We start from the raw sequence: 14807 nt of genomic DNA, 5'->3' as shown, positions 1-14807 counted from the left end.
CTGTCTTTTTCGGCCGTCACAGCCCGATCACCGGGCTGATGGTCTTGTCTTCGGGGTGCAGGAGCGGCTGGTCGAGGACCGGCATCTTGTTCTTGTGCTCCTCTTCCTCCTCCTGCGCGGCTCCCGCGCCGCGGCCGGGCATCATCCCGTTGCCGCTGGCCGCGCGGGCGGCGGCCATCTCCGCCATCGCCGCGTTGCGGGCGAGCAGGGCGCCCTCCATGCCGAGCGCGGAGGGGATCCCGGCGGCCATGCCCGATTCGACCGGGGCCGCGGTGGTCAGCGCGCCCCACGGCATGCCGCTGCCCGCGCCGGTCCCGGCCCCGCCGAGCGGACCGGCGTAGCTCGACGCACTGGTCGACTCGTCCGCGCCGTAGGAATCCGCGGTCGTCGCCCCGGCGGGCGGCGGATTGATCGCGTGCGAGCTCTTGTGCAGACTGGCTTCGTAGCGCTGCATCACGTGCACCGCTTCGGCTTTCTGTTCGGCGGCCGCGACATTCGCGGCGAACATGCTGGCCCCGCCGCCCGCGACCGCGCCGATCGCCGCGCCCATCAACGCACCCGGACCGGCCCCGATCCCGCCCGCTCCGGCGCCGAGGATTCCGCCGATCACCGCGCCCGCACCCGCTCCGGCCGCCGCGGCGGCGACCACGCCCCCAGTCGGGTCGCCCGGCGGCTTCGGCATGGTGTTGCGCGCGACGGCGAGCGAATCGCCCGCGTTCTGGGCCGCGCCGCCGACGGTCCCGGCGCGGTCGCCGATCCCGGACGCGCGTTCGCCGAGCGAACCCAGCCGTCCGGAAGCGCGTTCGGCGGCCTGTCCGCTCCAGTTCTCGTGCAGCGTCCCCTGCTGCGACTTGAGCGAATCGGCGTGCGACCGCATTTCCGAACCGTGCCGCTGCCATTCGGCGGCGACCGTGCTGACGTCGCCGACGTCGGCCTTGTCCCACAGCATCTGGTACAGCTGCTGGTGCGTGTAGGCGTTCCAGTTGGTGCTGCCGGGCGGGATCGGGGCCCCGAAGTAGCCCTCCCACACGTTGCGCAGCGCGGACACGACCGGTTTGGCCAGGTCGCCGACCGGTCCTGCCTTGTCGAGTCCCGCGAGCGCCGAGTCCGCCAGGTTCTCCACCCCTGCCGACGCGGCGTCGACCACTGATCCGGATTCGCCGGTCATACCCCCACCTTCGCCTCTGCCCGGCAGGCTGTCGCCAGGCACTCGCGCACGGTAAGGGGCGGCGATGAAATCACGATGAAAGCTGTGATCACCGGGGCGGGACGAGGTCTCCGCTCTCGATCCTGGCGGCGGTGCGGGCGAGCCACGCGGCGTCGTGCCGGAGCCGCGAAACCAGGAAATGCGCCTCGATCATCTGCATTTCCGGCAAATCGGCGTTGTCGAGCGTCGCGGACAGCTCGTGCTGCTGGTCGCGGACCCGTTCCGCGCGGTCGCGCAGCAGGGTCACCGCGCGGGCGGGCGGCAGCGCGCCGAGGTAGGCCAGCGCGATCAGGAACCGGGAATCGAGGTTCGGGTCGGCGTCGCGCAGCTGCCGTTCGATCCGCTCGCGGAAGTCGGCGAGGCCCGCCTCGGTCAGCCGTACCGGCTGCGGATCGCCGTCGCCGTCCGGTTCGACGAGCCCGTTCCGGGTCAGCGTGCCGACCAGCGTGTACACGGTCGACGTCTTCGGGTTCAGGAACGGATAGCGGGTGCGCAGCTCGCGCAGGAGCGCGTACTGGTGGCGCGGGGTTTCCACGAGCAAGCCCAGCATCGGCAGCACGAGGGGGTTGTCGAGAGCGTTCGTCGGCACCGGACCAGGGTAGCGCACGTTAGTCGTATACGAGTACATTGCTCGTATACGACTACTGGAGGAGATGCTCGTGATCGTCTTTGGCGTGTGGCCCGGCGTGGTCAGCACGGATCTGGTGCGGCTCGAAACCTTCATCGACGCGCCGCCGGAGGACGTCGAACGGACCGCGGAAGCGTTGCGGGACCTCGCGAAGGGCACGGAGCGGTTCTACGTGCGGTGCTACCGCAGTTACCGGGGCCCGCACGCGCCGACGCCGCCCAACCCGGTGCCGTATCTCGGGGACGGGCGGGTGGTCGACTACGTGCTCGGCTACAGCAGCCCGGAGGCCGATCCGGACGGGTTCGCCGACGCGGTGCGTGCCGCGGTTCGCGAGGTCGCCGAGTTGGGCGGCGGGAAACTGCAGGTCTGCGAGGAGGTCAACGTGGCCGCGCCGCTGGACGGCGGCAGTCCTGGTTGCTACGAAGCGCTCGGCGCCGGGCTCGCGGCGGCGCTGGACGAGCGGACGCGGCTCGGGGTCGACGTGGCGATCGGGTTCAACGCCGCGGTCGCGCTGCCCGGCGATCCGTTCTGGGTCGCGGTGCAGTCGGCAGTGGCTCCGGAGGTGCTGGCTCGGGTCGATTTCCTTGGTCTGGACTTCTTCCCGGACGTTTTCCGACCCGTGCCAGCCGACGCGTTGACCGGTGCGGTGACTCACGTCGTGCGGTCGTTTCGCGAATCCGCGTCGGCGATCGGGATCCCGGTGAGCGTGCCGATTCATATCACCGAAACCGGATGGCCGACCGGGCCGGAGAATTCGGAGGAACAACAGGTTCGGGTGATGGAATCCGTGGCGCGCACGGTGCTCGGGTTGGCTGCCGAGATCGGGGTGGATACCTACGAGATTTTCGGGCTGCGGGACGGATTGTCGAGCGGTCCGCGGGAAAACCGATTCGGGCTGCTGCGCGACGACTATTCCGCGAAACCGGTGTACGAGACGGTGAAGCGGCTGATTGCCGAGCATTCTTCCTGACCGGGGATTTGCGAAAGGTGGACATTCCGCCGCGCGCAGGACCCGGTTAGTGCCATCTGGCCCCTGGTCACGGGGAAGGCGAGGCCCGATTCTGGATCGGTCAGAGATCACCAGTGCCTTCAGGGAGATACCGTGCGCAGAAAGAAGTTGGTGGCAGGCGCGTTGGGTGCCTGCGCACTGGTCATGGGCGTGGCGCCAGCGGCCAGCGGCTACGTCGGCGAGCAGTTGCCGGACACCGCCCGGCAGCCGGCCGGTGCGGCTTATCGCGACGGCGATTCCGCCTCCGCCACGCTGAAGGACGCCAACGGCAATGAGGTCGGCTCCGCGTGGTTCACCGCCGACAACCGTTCGCACGCCGTCTGGGTCGAGGTGTACCTCACCGGTCATTTCACGCCCGGTTTCCATGGCATGCACGTGCACGAAAAGGGAAACTGCACCGTCGGCGACCCGAAGAACCCGTTCACCGCCGCCGGCGGCCATCTGATGCCGATGGACCACCACACCGGACTGCCGATCGGGCAGCTGCCGTCGGTCCAGGTGCGGTCGAACGGCCGCGGGTACCTCAAGTTCGTGCTGGACACCTTTACTCTGGACCAGCTGTTCGGTCCTGACGGGACCTCGATCATCGTCCACTCGAAGTCCGACAATTTCGCGAACATTCCCGCCGACCGCTACAGCGTCCGGGGCGACCCCAACGCACCCGTGCCGGACGAGAAAACCAAGGCGACCGGCGACGCGGGAACTCGGTTCGCCTGCGGGGTGATCACCCGGGACCAGAACTGAATCCGTCCTTTGTGGACTCAAATTCAGGATGGTCCGTGAAGGGCTCCTTGCGGGAATCAGATTCCGGCAAGGAGCCCTTCACGGACCGGCAGCCGGGGTCGCGGAGGCGGCGGCTACTACGATCGGGGCATGTCTAGTCAGCCGGTCACGCTCTCGCGGCCCGTGCGGTTCTTCAGTTTCGCGTCCGCGGCGAGTCTGCGCTGGACTGGCTTCGGCGGGGTGCTGCTGCTGGCCGTCGCGGTGTACGCCGGGGCCGCCGGGATGTCCGGGGTCCTGCCATTCGCGGGCGGGATCGCCGGTGTCGGCCTGGTGGTGCTCGCGTGGGCGCTGCTGGGCGGGCGCGTCCTTGCCTCGGACCTCCCGGACGCGGGCTGGCTGAAGCGGACGCTCGCGTTGTGGTGCGGGCCGTTGCTCGTTGTGCCGCCGCTGTTCAGCGGGGACGTCTTCAGCTATCTCGCGCAGGGTGCGGTGGCCGCGCACGGGTTCGACCTCAACGTCGTCGGGCCGCAGCAAGCACTGGGCTCGGCGTCGGACATCGTCGGGCGGGTCAGCGTTTACTGGCGCGAGACGCCGTCGCCGTACGGGCCGTTGTTCGGTGCGGTCGAGCGGGTCATCGCGCAGGTGTCCGGCGGGAATCCGATCGTCGGGGTCGCGCTGCACCGGCTGATCGAGGTGGCCGGGCTGGTCCTGATCGCGTGGGCGGTGCCGCGGCTGGCGGCCGCGGCGGGGGCGTCGCCGCGGGTCGCGTTGTGGCTGGGCGTGCTGAACCCGCTGGTTCTGTGGCACGTGGTCGCCGGGACGCACAACGACTCGCTGATGCTCGGCCTGATGGTCGCGGGCGTGGCGATCGCGCTGAACGCGCTGGGCGACCGGATTCGCTGGTGGCCGCTCGCGGGCGGGGTGCTGCTCATCGCGCTCGGCGCGGAGGTGAAGGTGCCCGCGCTGGTCGCGCTGGCCGCGGTCGGCACGGCGATTGCCCGGCGGCGCGGGCGGATCGGCGAGTTCCTGCTCGCCGGCGCGGCGATGGTCGTCGTCTTCGCGGCGGTGTCCGCGGCGGTTTCCCTGGCGTCGGGGATCGGGTTCAGCTGGGTGTCCGCGCTGACGACGTCGGGGGAGGTCAACAGCTGGATGGCGCCGACGAACTGGTTCGGCTTCCTCGTCGGCGGCATCGGTTCGCTGTTCGGCGCGCACATCACGCAGACGATGATCGGCGTCGGCAAGGTCATCGGGTACGTGCTCACCGCGGCCGCGATCGTCGTGGTGCTGCAGCGGCAGTGGACCGGCCGGATCGACGCGGTCCGCTCGCTGGGGCTGATGCTGAGCGCGGTCGTGGTTTTCGGGCCGGTGGTCCAGCCGTGGTATCTGCTGTGGGCGGTGATTCCGCTGGCCGCGTCGCTGCCCGCCGGACGCGTGCGGTCCGTGGTGATCACGCTCGTCGCGGTGTTTTCGGTCGTGCTTCCGCCGGTGGGCGGCAACTTCAGCGGGCGCGTCGGGTTGCTGGTGCTCGCGTACGTGATCGGGCTCGCGGTGGTGGTCGCGGCGTTCTTCGCGCTGCGGAAAGCCTCCACAGTGGACTAGCGCTCGCGCGGCCGGATAGGTTGCGATCATGGACATCGAGGTGCTCGTGTTCGACGTGCTCGGCACGCTCGTCGACGAACCGGCCGGAATCCGCGCCGGGATCCGGAAATTCGCGTCGTCGCTCGCTGCCGCGGAAGTCGAAGAGCTGCTTGCGGTGTGGCAGAAGCACGTCGAGCAGGAGCAGGGCCGCATTGTCGCCGGGGAACGGCCGTACGTCGCGAGCGATGTCATCGACAGGGAAGCCGCGCAGGCAGTCGCCGACGTGGTCGGTACCGGCGATGTCGCCGAGTTGGCGCTCGCGGCCCGGCGGCTGCCGCCGTGGCCGGACACGGTGGACGGCCTCGCCCGCCTTGCCGAACGATTCCCGCTGGTCGGTCTGTCCAACGCGAGCCGGACCGTGCTGCTCGACCTGTGCGCGAATGCCGGATTGCGGTGGCACACCGTGTTGTCCGCCGAGAACGCGCGCACCTACAAGCCCGCCCCGGACGTCTACCGCCTGGCCATCGACGTCGCCGGTCGCGCGCCCGAGCGGCTGCTGATGGTCGCGGCGCACGCGTGGGATCTGCGCGGGGCGCAGGAAGCCGGGTTCCGCACCGCGTACGTCGGCCGTCCGGTCGGCGATCCGCCGGGTCCCGACGATCGGTTCGACTTCCACGCCGACGGGCTTGCGGACCTCGCCGAGCAGCTCGAACACGGTCGCGACTGAACCCAGGACCAGGCATGATCTCGGCGTGACTGATCTCAGCGACTTCGAACAACGGCTCGTCGAAGCGGCCCGCGAAGGCGAACTGCTCGGCGCCGCCAAGATCGACGTCGCGGACCTCGCCGAAACCGAAAGCCCGGACCACATCGTGCGGGCGCAGGTCCTCCGCGACCTGCTGCTCGGCAGGCACGGCGACCTCGACCCGCGCGGGATCATGCTGGCCAGGGCCCGGATCACCGGTCTCCTCAACCTCGACGGCGTCTCCGCGGCCGCCGGGCTGATGCTGCTGACCTGCGTTTTCGACCAGCTTGTGCTCGCGCGCCAGGCAAGGCTGCCGCACCTGTACCTGATCGGCGGGCGGATGCCGGGCCTGCACGCGTCCCGGGTGCGGATCGAGGGAGACCTGCACCTGTCCGACGGCGTGCGGATCACGGGGGACAGCCCGGACGGGGCGATCCGGCTGATCGGCGCGCACCTCGGCGGGAGCCTGCTGTGCCGGGACGCGGAAATCACGAACCCGGCCGGGCTCGCCCTGGAGGCGAGTTCGGCGGAGCTGGGCAGCGGGCTGTACCTGCACCGGGGAACGCGGATCAGCGGCTCGTCGGCCGACGGCGCGATCCACCTCAACGGCGCGTGCATCGGCGGTCCGCTGGAGTGTCAGAGCATCAAGGTTTCCAACGATCTCGGACCGGCCATCGAGGCGGACACCCTGACGGTCGGCCGCAGCATGCTGATCCGCGATTCGGAGTTGAGCGGCAAAGGCGAGATCGGCGCGGTGCGGTTGCAGGGCGCGCAGATCGGCGGGCAGCTCGAGTTTTCCGCGACCACGCGGGTCACGTCGCCGGAAGGACGGCTGCTCGGGCTCTCCGACGCGAAGGCGACCACGGTGTTCATGCCGGACAAACTCGTGTGCCCCGACGGCAGCACGAGCGCCGAGTGCGACCACCCCGAACTGGCGTGGCTGGACGGGTTCACCTACGCCGCCATCGATCCGTCGTTCGGCTGGCGGCGATGGCTGCACCTGCTTCGCTGCCACACCGAGTACTACGACGCCACCGGTTACCAGAAGCTGGCGGCCGTCGAGCGGACCGCGGGCCACGACGGCAACGCGCGCACCATCCTGATCGCGCAGCAGGACGACCTGCGCCGCCGTTCGCCGGAAGCGCTCGGCGGACGGATGTCGCGGCTGTTCCACTGGATCTGGGGCACGCTGGCCGGATACGGCTACCGAGCCCGGCGTACCGCGGCGGCGTTGCTGCTCGCCCTCGTCGCGGCCGGAGCGCTCGGATTGTGGGCCGGGGCAACGGAAACCCAGCCCGGACACCACGCGGCGCAACGAGTCGCGACCGGTGCGGCGTGTTCCCCGGTCGAGCTGATCGGTCTGGGACTCGACCGAGGTTTGCCGATCGCGCCGACCGGCTTGCGGAGCCGCTGCGACCTCGACACGGCGAGTGTCGCCGGGCAGGTGTTCACCGCGGCGATCTGGGGGGTGCAGATCGCGGTGTGGGGACTCGCGACGCTGGCGCTGGCCGGGTACACGAACCTGGTGCGCAAAACCGCCTGACCTGCCGCGCTGCTCACAGCAGATCTGCCGTCGGCAGAGAAGGCGGACGCGACGGGTTCCGCGGCGGCAAGGTCGGGGCATGACCAACGAATCGACTCCGCCGATGTTCGACCAGCGGCTCCGGGAACGGTTCCTGAGCCAGCGGGTCCTCGTACTGGACGGCGTGCTCGACGACGACAACGGGACGGTCCTCGCGACCCAGATGCTGTCGCTGGCCGGCGAAGACCCGGTCAAGGACATCGCGCTGTGGATCCACTCGCCCGGCGGATCGGTCCCGTCGATGCTCGCGATCCGCGACGTGATGCGGCTGGTGCCGTGCGACGTTTCGACGCTTGCCCTCGGATTGGCGTGCAGCGCCGGGCAGTTCCTGCTGTCCGCCGGCACTCCCGGGAAGCGATTCGCCCTGCCGCACGCGCGCATCCTGATGCACCAGGGCTCGGCGGGAATCGGCGGCTCGGCCGTGGAGGTCGAGGTACAGGCCGACGACCTGCGCTACACCCGGGACACCGTGCTGGGCCTCACCGCGCAGGACACCGGTCAGCCGTTCGACCGCATTTTCGCCGATTCCCTGCACGACCGGTGGTACACGGCCGCGGAGGCGCAGGACTACGGCTTCATCGACCAGATCGTCGACCGCCTGGAGCAGGTCGTGCCGGTGCGCACGCACGCGATGGGCCTGGGGGTACGCGCATGAGCACCTACACCATCCCGAACGTCGTGACCCGCAGTCCCGGCGGCGAGCGGATCATGGACGTCTACTCGCACCTGCTGTCCGAACGGATCGTGTACCTGGGCACGGCGATCGACTCGGGGGTCGCGAACGCGCTGATCGCGCAGCTGCTGTTCCTGGAGTCGGACAACCCGGAGCAGGAGATCAACCTGTACATCAACTCCGAGGGCGGCGACCCGGCCGCGATGCTGGCGCTGTACGACACGATGCGCTTCATCAAGGCCCCGGTGGCGACGACCTGCGTCGGCCAAGCGGTGGCGACGGGAGCGGTGCTGCTGGCCGCCGGAGCCGCCGGCCGCCGATCGGTGCTGCCGCACGCGCGGGTGGTGCTGCATCAGCCCGCCGCACAGGGCCGCGGGACCATCCCGGACCTGATCCTGCAGGCCGACGAGGTGATCCGGGTCCGGACGCAGCTGGAGGAGATCACGTCCCGGCACACCGGCCACGACGTCGCGGAACTCCGGCACGACACCGACCGGGACCGGGTGTTCGACGCGGCCGGGGCGGTGGAGTACGGGCTCGCGGACCAGGTGATCGAAGCACGCCCGTGAGGCGAGGACGCAGGCCGGTTCTGGGGCTCCGGCCTGCGGCTTCGCGCCCCGGTTCGGTGGGCCGCGGGTGGTTCCGCGGGCTGCCGTCAGCGCTGGTGCGAGCTGCGACTCGACCGCATCGATCTGCCGGTTGTGCGCGGTGATTTCACAGCCTGGCGCCGGTGGTTCGAGTAACTCCGCGGCCCGGTTCAGGCCGCCATCAGCACCGGACCGGCCGGACGTCGCGCCGGTCGCGGTCCGACCACGCTGATCCGCCGCATGTCCCCGGCGATCCCGCTCAGCAGACCGGCCAGGTTGACCCCGAGCGCCCCGGTCACCGCGGCGATCATCTCGCTCGACGGTTCCTTCCGCCCGCGCTCGATCTCGGACAGGTACTGCGGCGAGATCCCGGCCCGCTCGGCGACGTCGACGAGCCGCTCGCCCTGGTTCTCCCGGGCGGCACGGAGACTGCGGCCGAGTACCTCGCGCCACAGGGGTTCCGCCTCGTCGTCCCGGGCGGGGGCGCGGCGCTGGTGGAAAGGAAGGATGTCCGCCATAGGCCCAGCCTGGCATCCGCCGGGCCCTCGGCGACAGCGGTTCCGCTCAGGGCAGAACGTCACCCCGCGACTTGGTTGCCGAGCATGATCACGCCGAGCACCAGCGCGATCGCCGACACCCCGATGCCCACCCCCGACACCGGCTTCCCCGTACGCCGTCCGACGACGCCCACGAGTCCGAAGGCCAATCCGGCCAGTCCGAACGGAAGCGCGAGGTACGCCCGGATGCCGGTCAGGTCGATCGGCAGCAGCGGAACCACGCAGCCCAGCACGCCCAGTACCAGCGACAACACCCCCAGCCAGACGCCGTTCGCCGGAGCGGGCAGCGGATAGGGGGCGTAGCCCGGGTACTGCTGGACATTCGGCTGAACCGGCCACGGCTGCCCGGGTCCGGCCGGCGGCATTCCCTGCGGACGGGGTTCGTCAGTCACCGGAAAGCTCCTCACCGTGCGAAAGAAACGTTGCCACACCTTAGAGCGCGGACGCGCTCGGTAGGGTGCCGGAGGAAGCACCCAGCGACCGACGAGGTGACGCATGGACCGGCGCGAACTGATAGACCAGGCTCTCCGCGGCGTCGAGGCCTGGGAGCGCAAATGGGGTCCGTTCACCCCGTCCCCGGCCAGCGAGCCGGACGTCGACCTCCCCGCGCTGCTCGAGACCTACGCCGCCCGGATGGACGCGTCGTTCCCCTTCTTCCACCCCCGCTACGCGGGCCAGATGCTCAAACCGCCGCATCCGGTCGCGGTCGCCGCCTATCTCGCCGCGATGGTGGTCAACCCGAACAATCACGCGCTCGACGCCTCGCAGGCCACCTCGCCGATGGAGGTCGAGGTCATCGCGGACCTGGCGCGGATGTTCGGGTTCGCGCAGCCGTCGCTCGGCCACCTCACCTCCAGCGGGACGATCGCGAACCTCGAAGCCCTCTGGGTCGCCCGCGAACTGGCCCCGGGCAAGGCAGTCGTCCACTCGCAGGACGCGCACTACACGCACGGCCGCATGTGCCAGGTGCTCGGTGTGGAATCCCGCGCGGTGCGGGCACTTCCCGACGGACGCGTCGATCTGTCCGCGGTCGAAGCCGAGGTCCGCGGCGGCGGGGTAGGCACGGTGGTGCTGACTCCGGGAACGACCGGACTCGGGGCGGTCGACGACATCCAGCAGGCCCTGGCGCTGAAGGAACGGTACGGGGTCCGCCTGCATGTCGACGGCGCGTACGGCGGCTTTTACACCTTGCTGGGCGAGTACGAGGCCTACCGCGCGATCGGCTCGTGCGACTCCGTCGTCGTCGACCCGCACAAACACGGGCTCCAGCCGTACGGCTGCGGCGCGGTGTTGTTCGCGGACCCGTCGGTCGGCCGGTTCTACAAACACGATTCTCCCTATACCTACTTCACGTCCGACGAGTTGCACCTCGGCGAGATCTCCCTGGAATGCTCCCGCGCTGGTGCTGCCGCCGGGGCGCTTTGGCTTACCCTGCGAGCGTTCCCGCTGGAACGTGACCGAGGACTGGGTCGATTGCTGGCGGCGTGCCGTCGAGCGGCGAACGACTTCGCCGGACTGCTCAAGGAATCCGACCGTTTCGCACTGCACCTCGAGCCCACTTTGGACATCGTCACCTACTGGCCGCGACGGACCCGGATGAGCGAGATCACCGAAGCCGCCAACGCCATCCTCCAGAACGGCATGGCGGACAAGGACAACCCGCTGTATCTGTCCACTTTGCGCGTTGACGCGGAGGCGTTCGCCGCGCTGCATCCGGACGTCGAACGGGACGCCGAGACCGTCACGATCCTCCGGTCGGTGTTGATGAAGCCCGAGCACGAGGCCTGGATTCCGCAGCTCAAGCAAGCGCTCGACCGGTTGGCGGAGTGAGTCCCGGACAGCGGGACTGACCGGTTCGATCCGGACGGACCGCCGGTTACATCGGTGCGCATGGCTGAGCAACCGCGCACCGCAGAGCGGTCGACCTGGTATTACCTGGCGATCGTCGTGGCGATCGCGCTCCTGACCGAGAACGCCAACTTCGAGTTCACCCTCGTCGGGGTGGGCCTGCCCGACATCGCCGCCGCCTTCGGAACCGACCAGGTGGCGCTGGTGATGACCGTCGTTTTCGTCGCGTCGCTCGTCTTCCTCCCGATCGCCGGGAAACTCGCCGACACGCACGGCAAAAAGAAAGTCCTCCTGGCCGCGGCCATCATGTTCGGCGCCGGCTCCCTGATCTGCGCACTGGCCCCGGTGTACTGGCTTTTCCTCACCGGACGCGTGCTCCAGTCCGCTTTCGTCGTCGCGTACGTCGCCGGTTACGGCCTCATCCGCGACCTCTTCCCGCCGCGACTGGTGCCGCTCGGCGTCGGCGCGCTCGGGGTCGGCACCGGCGTCGCCGCGTTCGGCGGTCCGCTGCTCGGCGGGTATCTCGTTGATACCTACGGGTTCCGGAGCGCCTTCTGGTTCACCCTCGGCTACGACGTCGTCGTCTCGACAATCGTGCTGCTCGTCGTCCCCGAAACCCGGGTGCGGATCAAACGCCGCATCGACGTCGCCGGCGGCTTGCTGCTCGGCGGCGGGATGGCAGTGCTCGTGCTCGGCTTGGTCGAGAAGGAGTATCTCGCTTACGCCGTGGCGCTTTCGGTGATAATGCTGGTGCTTTTCGTGATTGTCGAGCGTCGCCGCGCCGAACCGTTGATCGATCTGGCGCTGGCGGCACAACCCAAGGTGTGGCTGACACTGCTCGCGTCGGGAACCGCCATCTTCGTCACCACTGCCAACAGTTCCGTGCTCATCCCGCAGCTGCTTCGGACTCCGCACTTGCCCGGAGTGTCAGAACACGGTCTCGGCATGAACGCGTTGGAATACGGCGTGAGCTACGGCCTCCCGTTCGGTCTGGTCGGCGCGGCCGCCGGTTACGCCGCCGGATGGGTGTGCCGGAGATTCGCGCCGAGAACTGCTTTGCTCACCTCGATCATCGGCACTCTCGGCGGGGTCGTGCTGATCCTTTTCGGACAGTTGAGCGGACCGGTCCTGATCGTGGTGATCGCCGCGCTCATGGGCATCGGGCTGGGATTTCTCTACGCCGGAGCCAACAATCTCGTCATCGAGGCCGTGCCCGCCGAAGCGCAGGGCGTCACGACTTCGTTGCTCTACACCGCACTCGGCGTAATGAACACCCTCGGCACCGCGATCGTCGGTTCGATCACCGCTGCCCATCAGGTCCGGCTCAGCTCCGGTGTCTCGATCACCAACGACGCCGGATACCAGGCGGCGTACTGCGTACTGCTCGGCGTGAGCGTCCTCGCGCTCTTGCTGACTGTCCTCATGCGACACGGCCGCACCCCGGCCACCGGCGGAACAGCTGCGGCGGAAAGGCCAGGTCTTGACATCAACACCGGTGTCGATAATATGACACAATCGTAAACATGGGTTGATGCCGTCCGGCCCCATGGAAGGAGACCACCGTGCGCAGCGTCAAACGACTTGCTACTCGGATGTTGGCGGTGATGTCGGCGGGACTGCTCACGCTGACCGGCGTCGCGAACGCGGCCGACGCCTGGCCCGCGACCGAGGCGGTGCCCGGCCTGCCCGGCACGCCGGTGCCCGCCGACGTGCCGGGAACGGCGTCGGCCAGCGGCGCGCAGTGCCGCGACTACTTCTTCCCGGTCACCGAATCGCCGGAAAGTCCCGCTGTGCTCAAGGAATTCGGCCAACTGTGCACTTCGGACCCGGCCTTGCTCGGCAAGCAGCCGGTGCAGATCCTCATCCACGGCGGCACCTACGACCACACCTACTACGACTGGCCGTACCAGCCGGACCGCTACAACTACGTCCGCTACATGACCCAGCGCGGCTTCACGACGCTGAACCTCGACCGGATCGGCTACGGCCACAGCGACCATCCGCCGGCCACGAGCATGAACTTCGACGTCGCGGCCAATACGACCCACCAGATCGTGCAGTATCTGCGCCAGGGCGCGCTGGGCAAGCAGTTCGGCACCGTGACGGTCAACGGATACTCGATGGGCGGCCTCACCGCGCAGGTCGAGGCAGGCAAATTCCACGACGTCGACGCGTTGATGGTGCACGCTGTCGGCCACGGGCTGCTGACCCCGCGCTCGACCCTGCGGCTCGGGACGTTCGCCTACCCCGCGCTGCTGGACCCGAAGTTCGCGGACAAACCGTGGGCGCTCGATCCGGCGTACCTCACCAGCATCCCCGGCAAACGCGACTTGTTCCACGGTCCACAAGGGACGTATGACCCAGAGCAACTGCAGGTCGAAGACGCCACAAAGGACACCATGTCCGCGACCGAGCTGGCGGACATCACCTTGCGCACCTACACCGACCAGACCAAGAACATCGACGCACCGATCCTGTGGTCGCCGGGCCAGTACGACAAAATCTGGTGCGGCACCACCGACGACTGCAACACCGATCCCATGGCGGCGAACGAAGCGAGCTACTACCGGCCGGGCGTGTTCACGAAATACCTCGTGCAGAACACCGGACACGCCACGCTGCTCGGCTACGGCGGCGTCGACTACCTGCGGGAAATCGTGAGCTGGCTCGGCGAACGAGGGATCCGCGGGGTCCAGTGAGCCGGGTGCGCCGCAGTTCGCCGGGGCAGCGGACCGGTAAACTGCGGCGCATGTCCACGGCAGAGCGAGGCAAGGGTTCGCGCAGCGGGTTGCGCCGGACGCTGATGACGTCCGAACTTCTGGACACCGCGACCAAGCTGTTCGCGGAAAAGGGCTACGAGGCCACGAGCCTGCTGGACATCGCGAACGCGCTGAACATTTCCCGGCCGGCGCTGTACCACTACGTCAGCAAGAAGGAAGACCTGCTGGCGATGCTCGTCGAGCAGGTCACCAACGGGTTCGCCGAGGTGCTGGCCCAGCTGAAGGCGCGCGACGACCTGACGCCGTCGGAGAAGATCGCCGACGTGGTCGCGCTGATCGTGCGGCAGCGGGCGGAGCACTCCGACCAGTTCCGGATCCTCGACCGGTCCGAGCCGATCCTGCCGGAGCCGCTGGCCGGGGAGCATCTGACGGCCAAGCGGAAGATCCTGCGGGAGTTCACGGCGCTGGTCGAGGCGGGGATCGAAGCCGGGGAGTTCCGGCGGGTCGACGCGCGGACGGCGGCGTTGTCGTTGCTGGGGATGTGCAACTGGGTCGCTTGGTGGTTCCGGCCTGGGGGAGATGTGGACTCGTTGGTGGCTACCGTCACTGGGTTGGCGACGGGGATGCTGGCGGCTGGGGAGAATGCCGGGCGGGGGCGGCAGGATGCGCGGACTATTGCGGAGATTCGGGGGTTGTTGGATCGGTTGGAGGGGTGAGGTTTCTCCTCCTGCTGGGTCGGGGGAAGAGCGGCTGTGCCGGGGGAAGGAGCGGCTGGGTCGGGGAAAGAGCGGCTGTGCCAGGGGGAAGAGCGGCTGTGGCGGGGGGAAGAGCGGCTGTGGCGGGGGGAAAGAGCGGCGAAGCCGCGAAAAGACAGCGGCGAAGCCGCGAAAAGAGAGTGGTTGCGTGGGGCACCCCGAAGTTTGAGTGTGACTACGGCGCGGGGGGGGTGG

The 14807-nt window shown here is 69.1% G+C and carries 15 protein-coding genes; 11 read left to right on the top strand and 4 right to left on the bottom strand.

The window, feature by feature from the left end; translation table 11 throughout:
- Positions 1-16: 16 nt before the first annotated feature.
- Both PUT80_RS40815 and PUT80_RS40810 read right to left on the bottom strand, forming a co-directional pair.
- On the bottom strand, positions 17-1168 hold the full coding sequence (locus tag PUT80_RS40815) for a hypothetical protein (RefSeq protein WP_275295331.1): 1152 nt from the start codon (positions 1166-1168) through the stop codon (positions 17-19).
- Between the two features lie 88 nt (positions 1169-1256).
- Entirely contained in the window at positions 1257-1796 is a 540-nt protein-coding gene (locus PUT80_RS40810) for a helix-turn-helix transcriptional regulator (RefSeq protein ID WP_037820531.1), read from the bottom strand.
- A gap of 70 nt (positions 1797-1866) precedes the next feature.
- On the opposite strand from PUT80_RS40810, the gene PUT80_RS40805 reads away from it, so the two are divergent.
- From PUT80_RS40805 to PUT80_RS40775, 7 genes are all read left to right on the top strand, one after another.
- Positions 1867-2805 carry a hypothetical protein gene (locus PUT80_RS40805; protein ID WP_275295330.1) on the top strand — a complete coding sequence of 313 codons (939 nt, stop codon included), beginning with the start codon at positions 1867-1869 and terminating at the stop codon, positions 2803-2805.
- Between the two features lie 132 nt (positions 2806-2937).
- Positions 2938-3588 (top strand): superoxide dismutase family protein, encoded by a 651-nt coding sequence (locus PUT80_RS40800; RefSeq protein ID WP_238608064.1) that lies wholly within the window; start codon positions 2938-2940, stop codon positions 3586-3588.
- Between the two features lie 129 nt (positions 3589-3717).
- A complete protein-coding gene (gene mptB, locus PUT80_RS40795; protein WP_275295329.1) occupies positions 3718-5166 on the top strand; it encodes a polyprenol phosphomannose-dependent alpha 1,6 mannosyltransferase MptB in 1449 nt (482 codons plus the stop codon).
- Between the two features lie 28 nt (positions 5167-5194).
- A complete protein-coding gene (locus PUT80_RS40790; RefSeq protein ID WP_275295328.1) occupies positions 5195-5872 on the top strand; it encodes a haloacid dehalogenase type II in 678 nt (225 codons plus the stop codon).
- Between the two features lie 25 nt (positions 5873-5897).
- Positions 5898-7433 carry a hypothetical protein gene (locus tag PUT80_RS40785; protein WP_051729813.1) on the top strand — a complete coding sequence of 512 codons (1536 nt, stop codon included), beginning with the start codon at positions 5898-5900 and terminating at the stop codon, positions 7431-7433.
- Between the two features lie 79 nt (positions 7434-7512).
- The gene (locus PUT80_RS40780; protein WP_037820577.1) at positions 7513-8127 is read left to right on the top strand and encodes an ATP-dependent Clp protease proteolytic subunit; all 615 of its coding nucleotides are present in this window, start codon (positions 7513-7515) and stop codon (positions 8125-8127) included.
- Entirely contained in the window at positions 8124-8714 is a 591-nt protein-coding gene (locus PUT80_RS40775) for an ATP-dependent Clp protease proteolytic subunit (protein ID WP_009073577.1), read from the top strand. Before PUT80_RS40780 ends, PUT80_RS40775 begins: the two co-directional genes overlap by 4 nt.
- A 188-nt stretch (positions 8715-8902) precedes the next feature.
- Here the strand turns inward: PUT80_RS40775 and PUT80_RS40770 are convergent, their stop codons facing one another.
- Both PUT80_RS40770 and PUT80_RS40765 read right to left on the bottom strand, forming a co-directional pair.
- Entirely contained in the window at positions 8903-9250 is a 348-nt protein-coding gene (locus PUT80_RS40770) for a helix-turn-helix transcriptional regulator (protein WP_043839420.1), read from the bottom strand.
- A 59-nt stretch (positions 9251-9309) separates the two neighbouring features.
- Complete coding sequence (locus PUT80_RS40765; protein WP_275295327.1) at positions 9310-9681, bottom strand: hypothetical protein; 372 nt, start codon at positions 9679-9681, stop codon at positions 9310-9312.
- Positions 9682-9784: 103 nt separating this feature from the next.
- Here PUT80_RS40765 and PUT80_RS40760 point away from each other — a divergent pair, with 103 nt between their 5' ends.
- Genes PUT80_RS40760 through PUT80_RS40745 form a run of 4 tightly spaced genes read left to right on the top strand, consistent with a single transcriptional unit; the run spans position 9785 to position 14573 of the window.
- Entirely contained in the window at positions 9785-11119 is a 1335-nt protein-coding gene (locus tag PUT80_RS40760) for an aminotransferase class V-fold PLP-dependent enzyme (RefSeq protein WP_275295326.1), read from the top strand.
- A gap of 60 nt (positions 11120-11179) precedes the next feature.
- The gene (locus PUT80_RS40755) at positions 11180-12658 is read left to right on the top strand and encodes an MFS transporter (RefSeq protein ID WP_275295325.1); all 1479 of its coding nucleotides are present in this window, start codon (positions 11180-11182) and stop codon (positions 12656-12658) included.
- 41 nt (positions 12659-12699) lie between these two features.
- Positions 12700-13836 carry an alpha/beta hydrolase gene (locus tag PUT80_RS40750; protein ID WP_275295324.1) on the top strand — a complete coding sequence of 379 codons (1137 nt, stop codon included), beginning with the start codon at positions 12700-12702 and terminating at the stop codon, positions 13834-13836.
- Positions 13837-13886: 50 nt separating this feature from the next.
- Positions 13887-14573, top strand: coding sequence for a TetR/AcrR family transcriptional regulator (locus PUT80_RS40745; protein WP_037820575.1), 687 nt, complete (start codon positions 13887-13889; stop codon positions 14571-14573).
- Positions 14574-14807: the final 234 nt, after the last annotated feature.

The organism is Amycolatopsis sp. La24 (genome assembly GCF_029087445.1).
In the GTDB taxonomy this organism is placed as follows: domain Bacteria; phylum Actinomycetota; class Actinomycetes; order Mycobacteriales; family Pseudonocardiaceae; genus Amycolatopsis; species Amycolatopsis nivea.
Note: the sequence above shows the minus strand (reverse complement) of the source record. Positions and strands in the feature narration are given on the sequence as shown.

Excerpts from the sequence above, each read along its gene's own strand:
- PUT80_RS40815 (WP_275295331.1), bottom strand. The coding sequence starts at position 1,168 with ATGACCGGCGAATCCGGATCAGTGGTCGACGCCGCGTCGGCAGGGGTG.
- mptB (WP_275295329.1), top strand. The coding sequence starts at position 3,718 with ATGTCTAGTCAGCCGGTCACGCTCTCGCGGCCCGTGCGGTTCTTCAGT.
- PUT80_RS40790 (WP_275295328.1), top strand. The coding sequence starts at position 5,195 with ATGGACATCGAGGTGCTCGTGTTCGACGTGCTCGGCACGCTCGTCGAC.
- PUT80_RS40780 (WP_037820577.1), top strand. The coding sequence starts at position 7,513 with ATGACCAACGAATCGACTCCGCCGATGTTCGACCAGCGGCTCCGGGAA.
- PUT80_RS40775 (WP_009073577.1), top strand. The coding sequence starts at position 8,124 with ATGAGCACCTACACCATCCCGAACGTCGTGACCCGCAGTCCCGGCGGC.
- PUT80_RS40770 (WP_043839420.1), bottom strand. The coding sequence starts at position 9,250 with ATGGCGGACATCCTTCCTTTCCACCAGCGCCGCGCCCCCGCCCGGGAC.
- PUT80_RS40760 (WP_275295326.1), top strand. The coding sequence starts at position 9,785 with ATGGACCGGCGCGAACTGATAGACCAGGCTCTCCGCGGCGTCGAGGCC.
- PUT80_RS40755 (WP_275295325.1), top strand. The coding sequence starts at position 11,180 with ATGGCTGAGCAACCGCGCACCGCAGAGCGGTCGACCTGGTATTACCTG.
- PUT80_RS40745 (WP_037820575.1), top strand. The coding sequence starts at position 13,887 with ATGTCCACGGCAGAGCGAGGCAAGGGTTCGCGCAGCGGGTTGCGCCGG.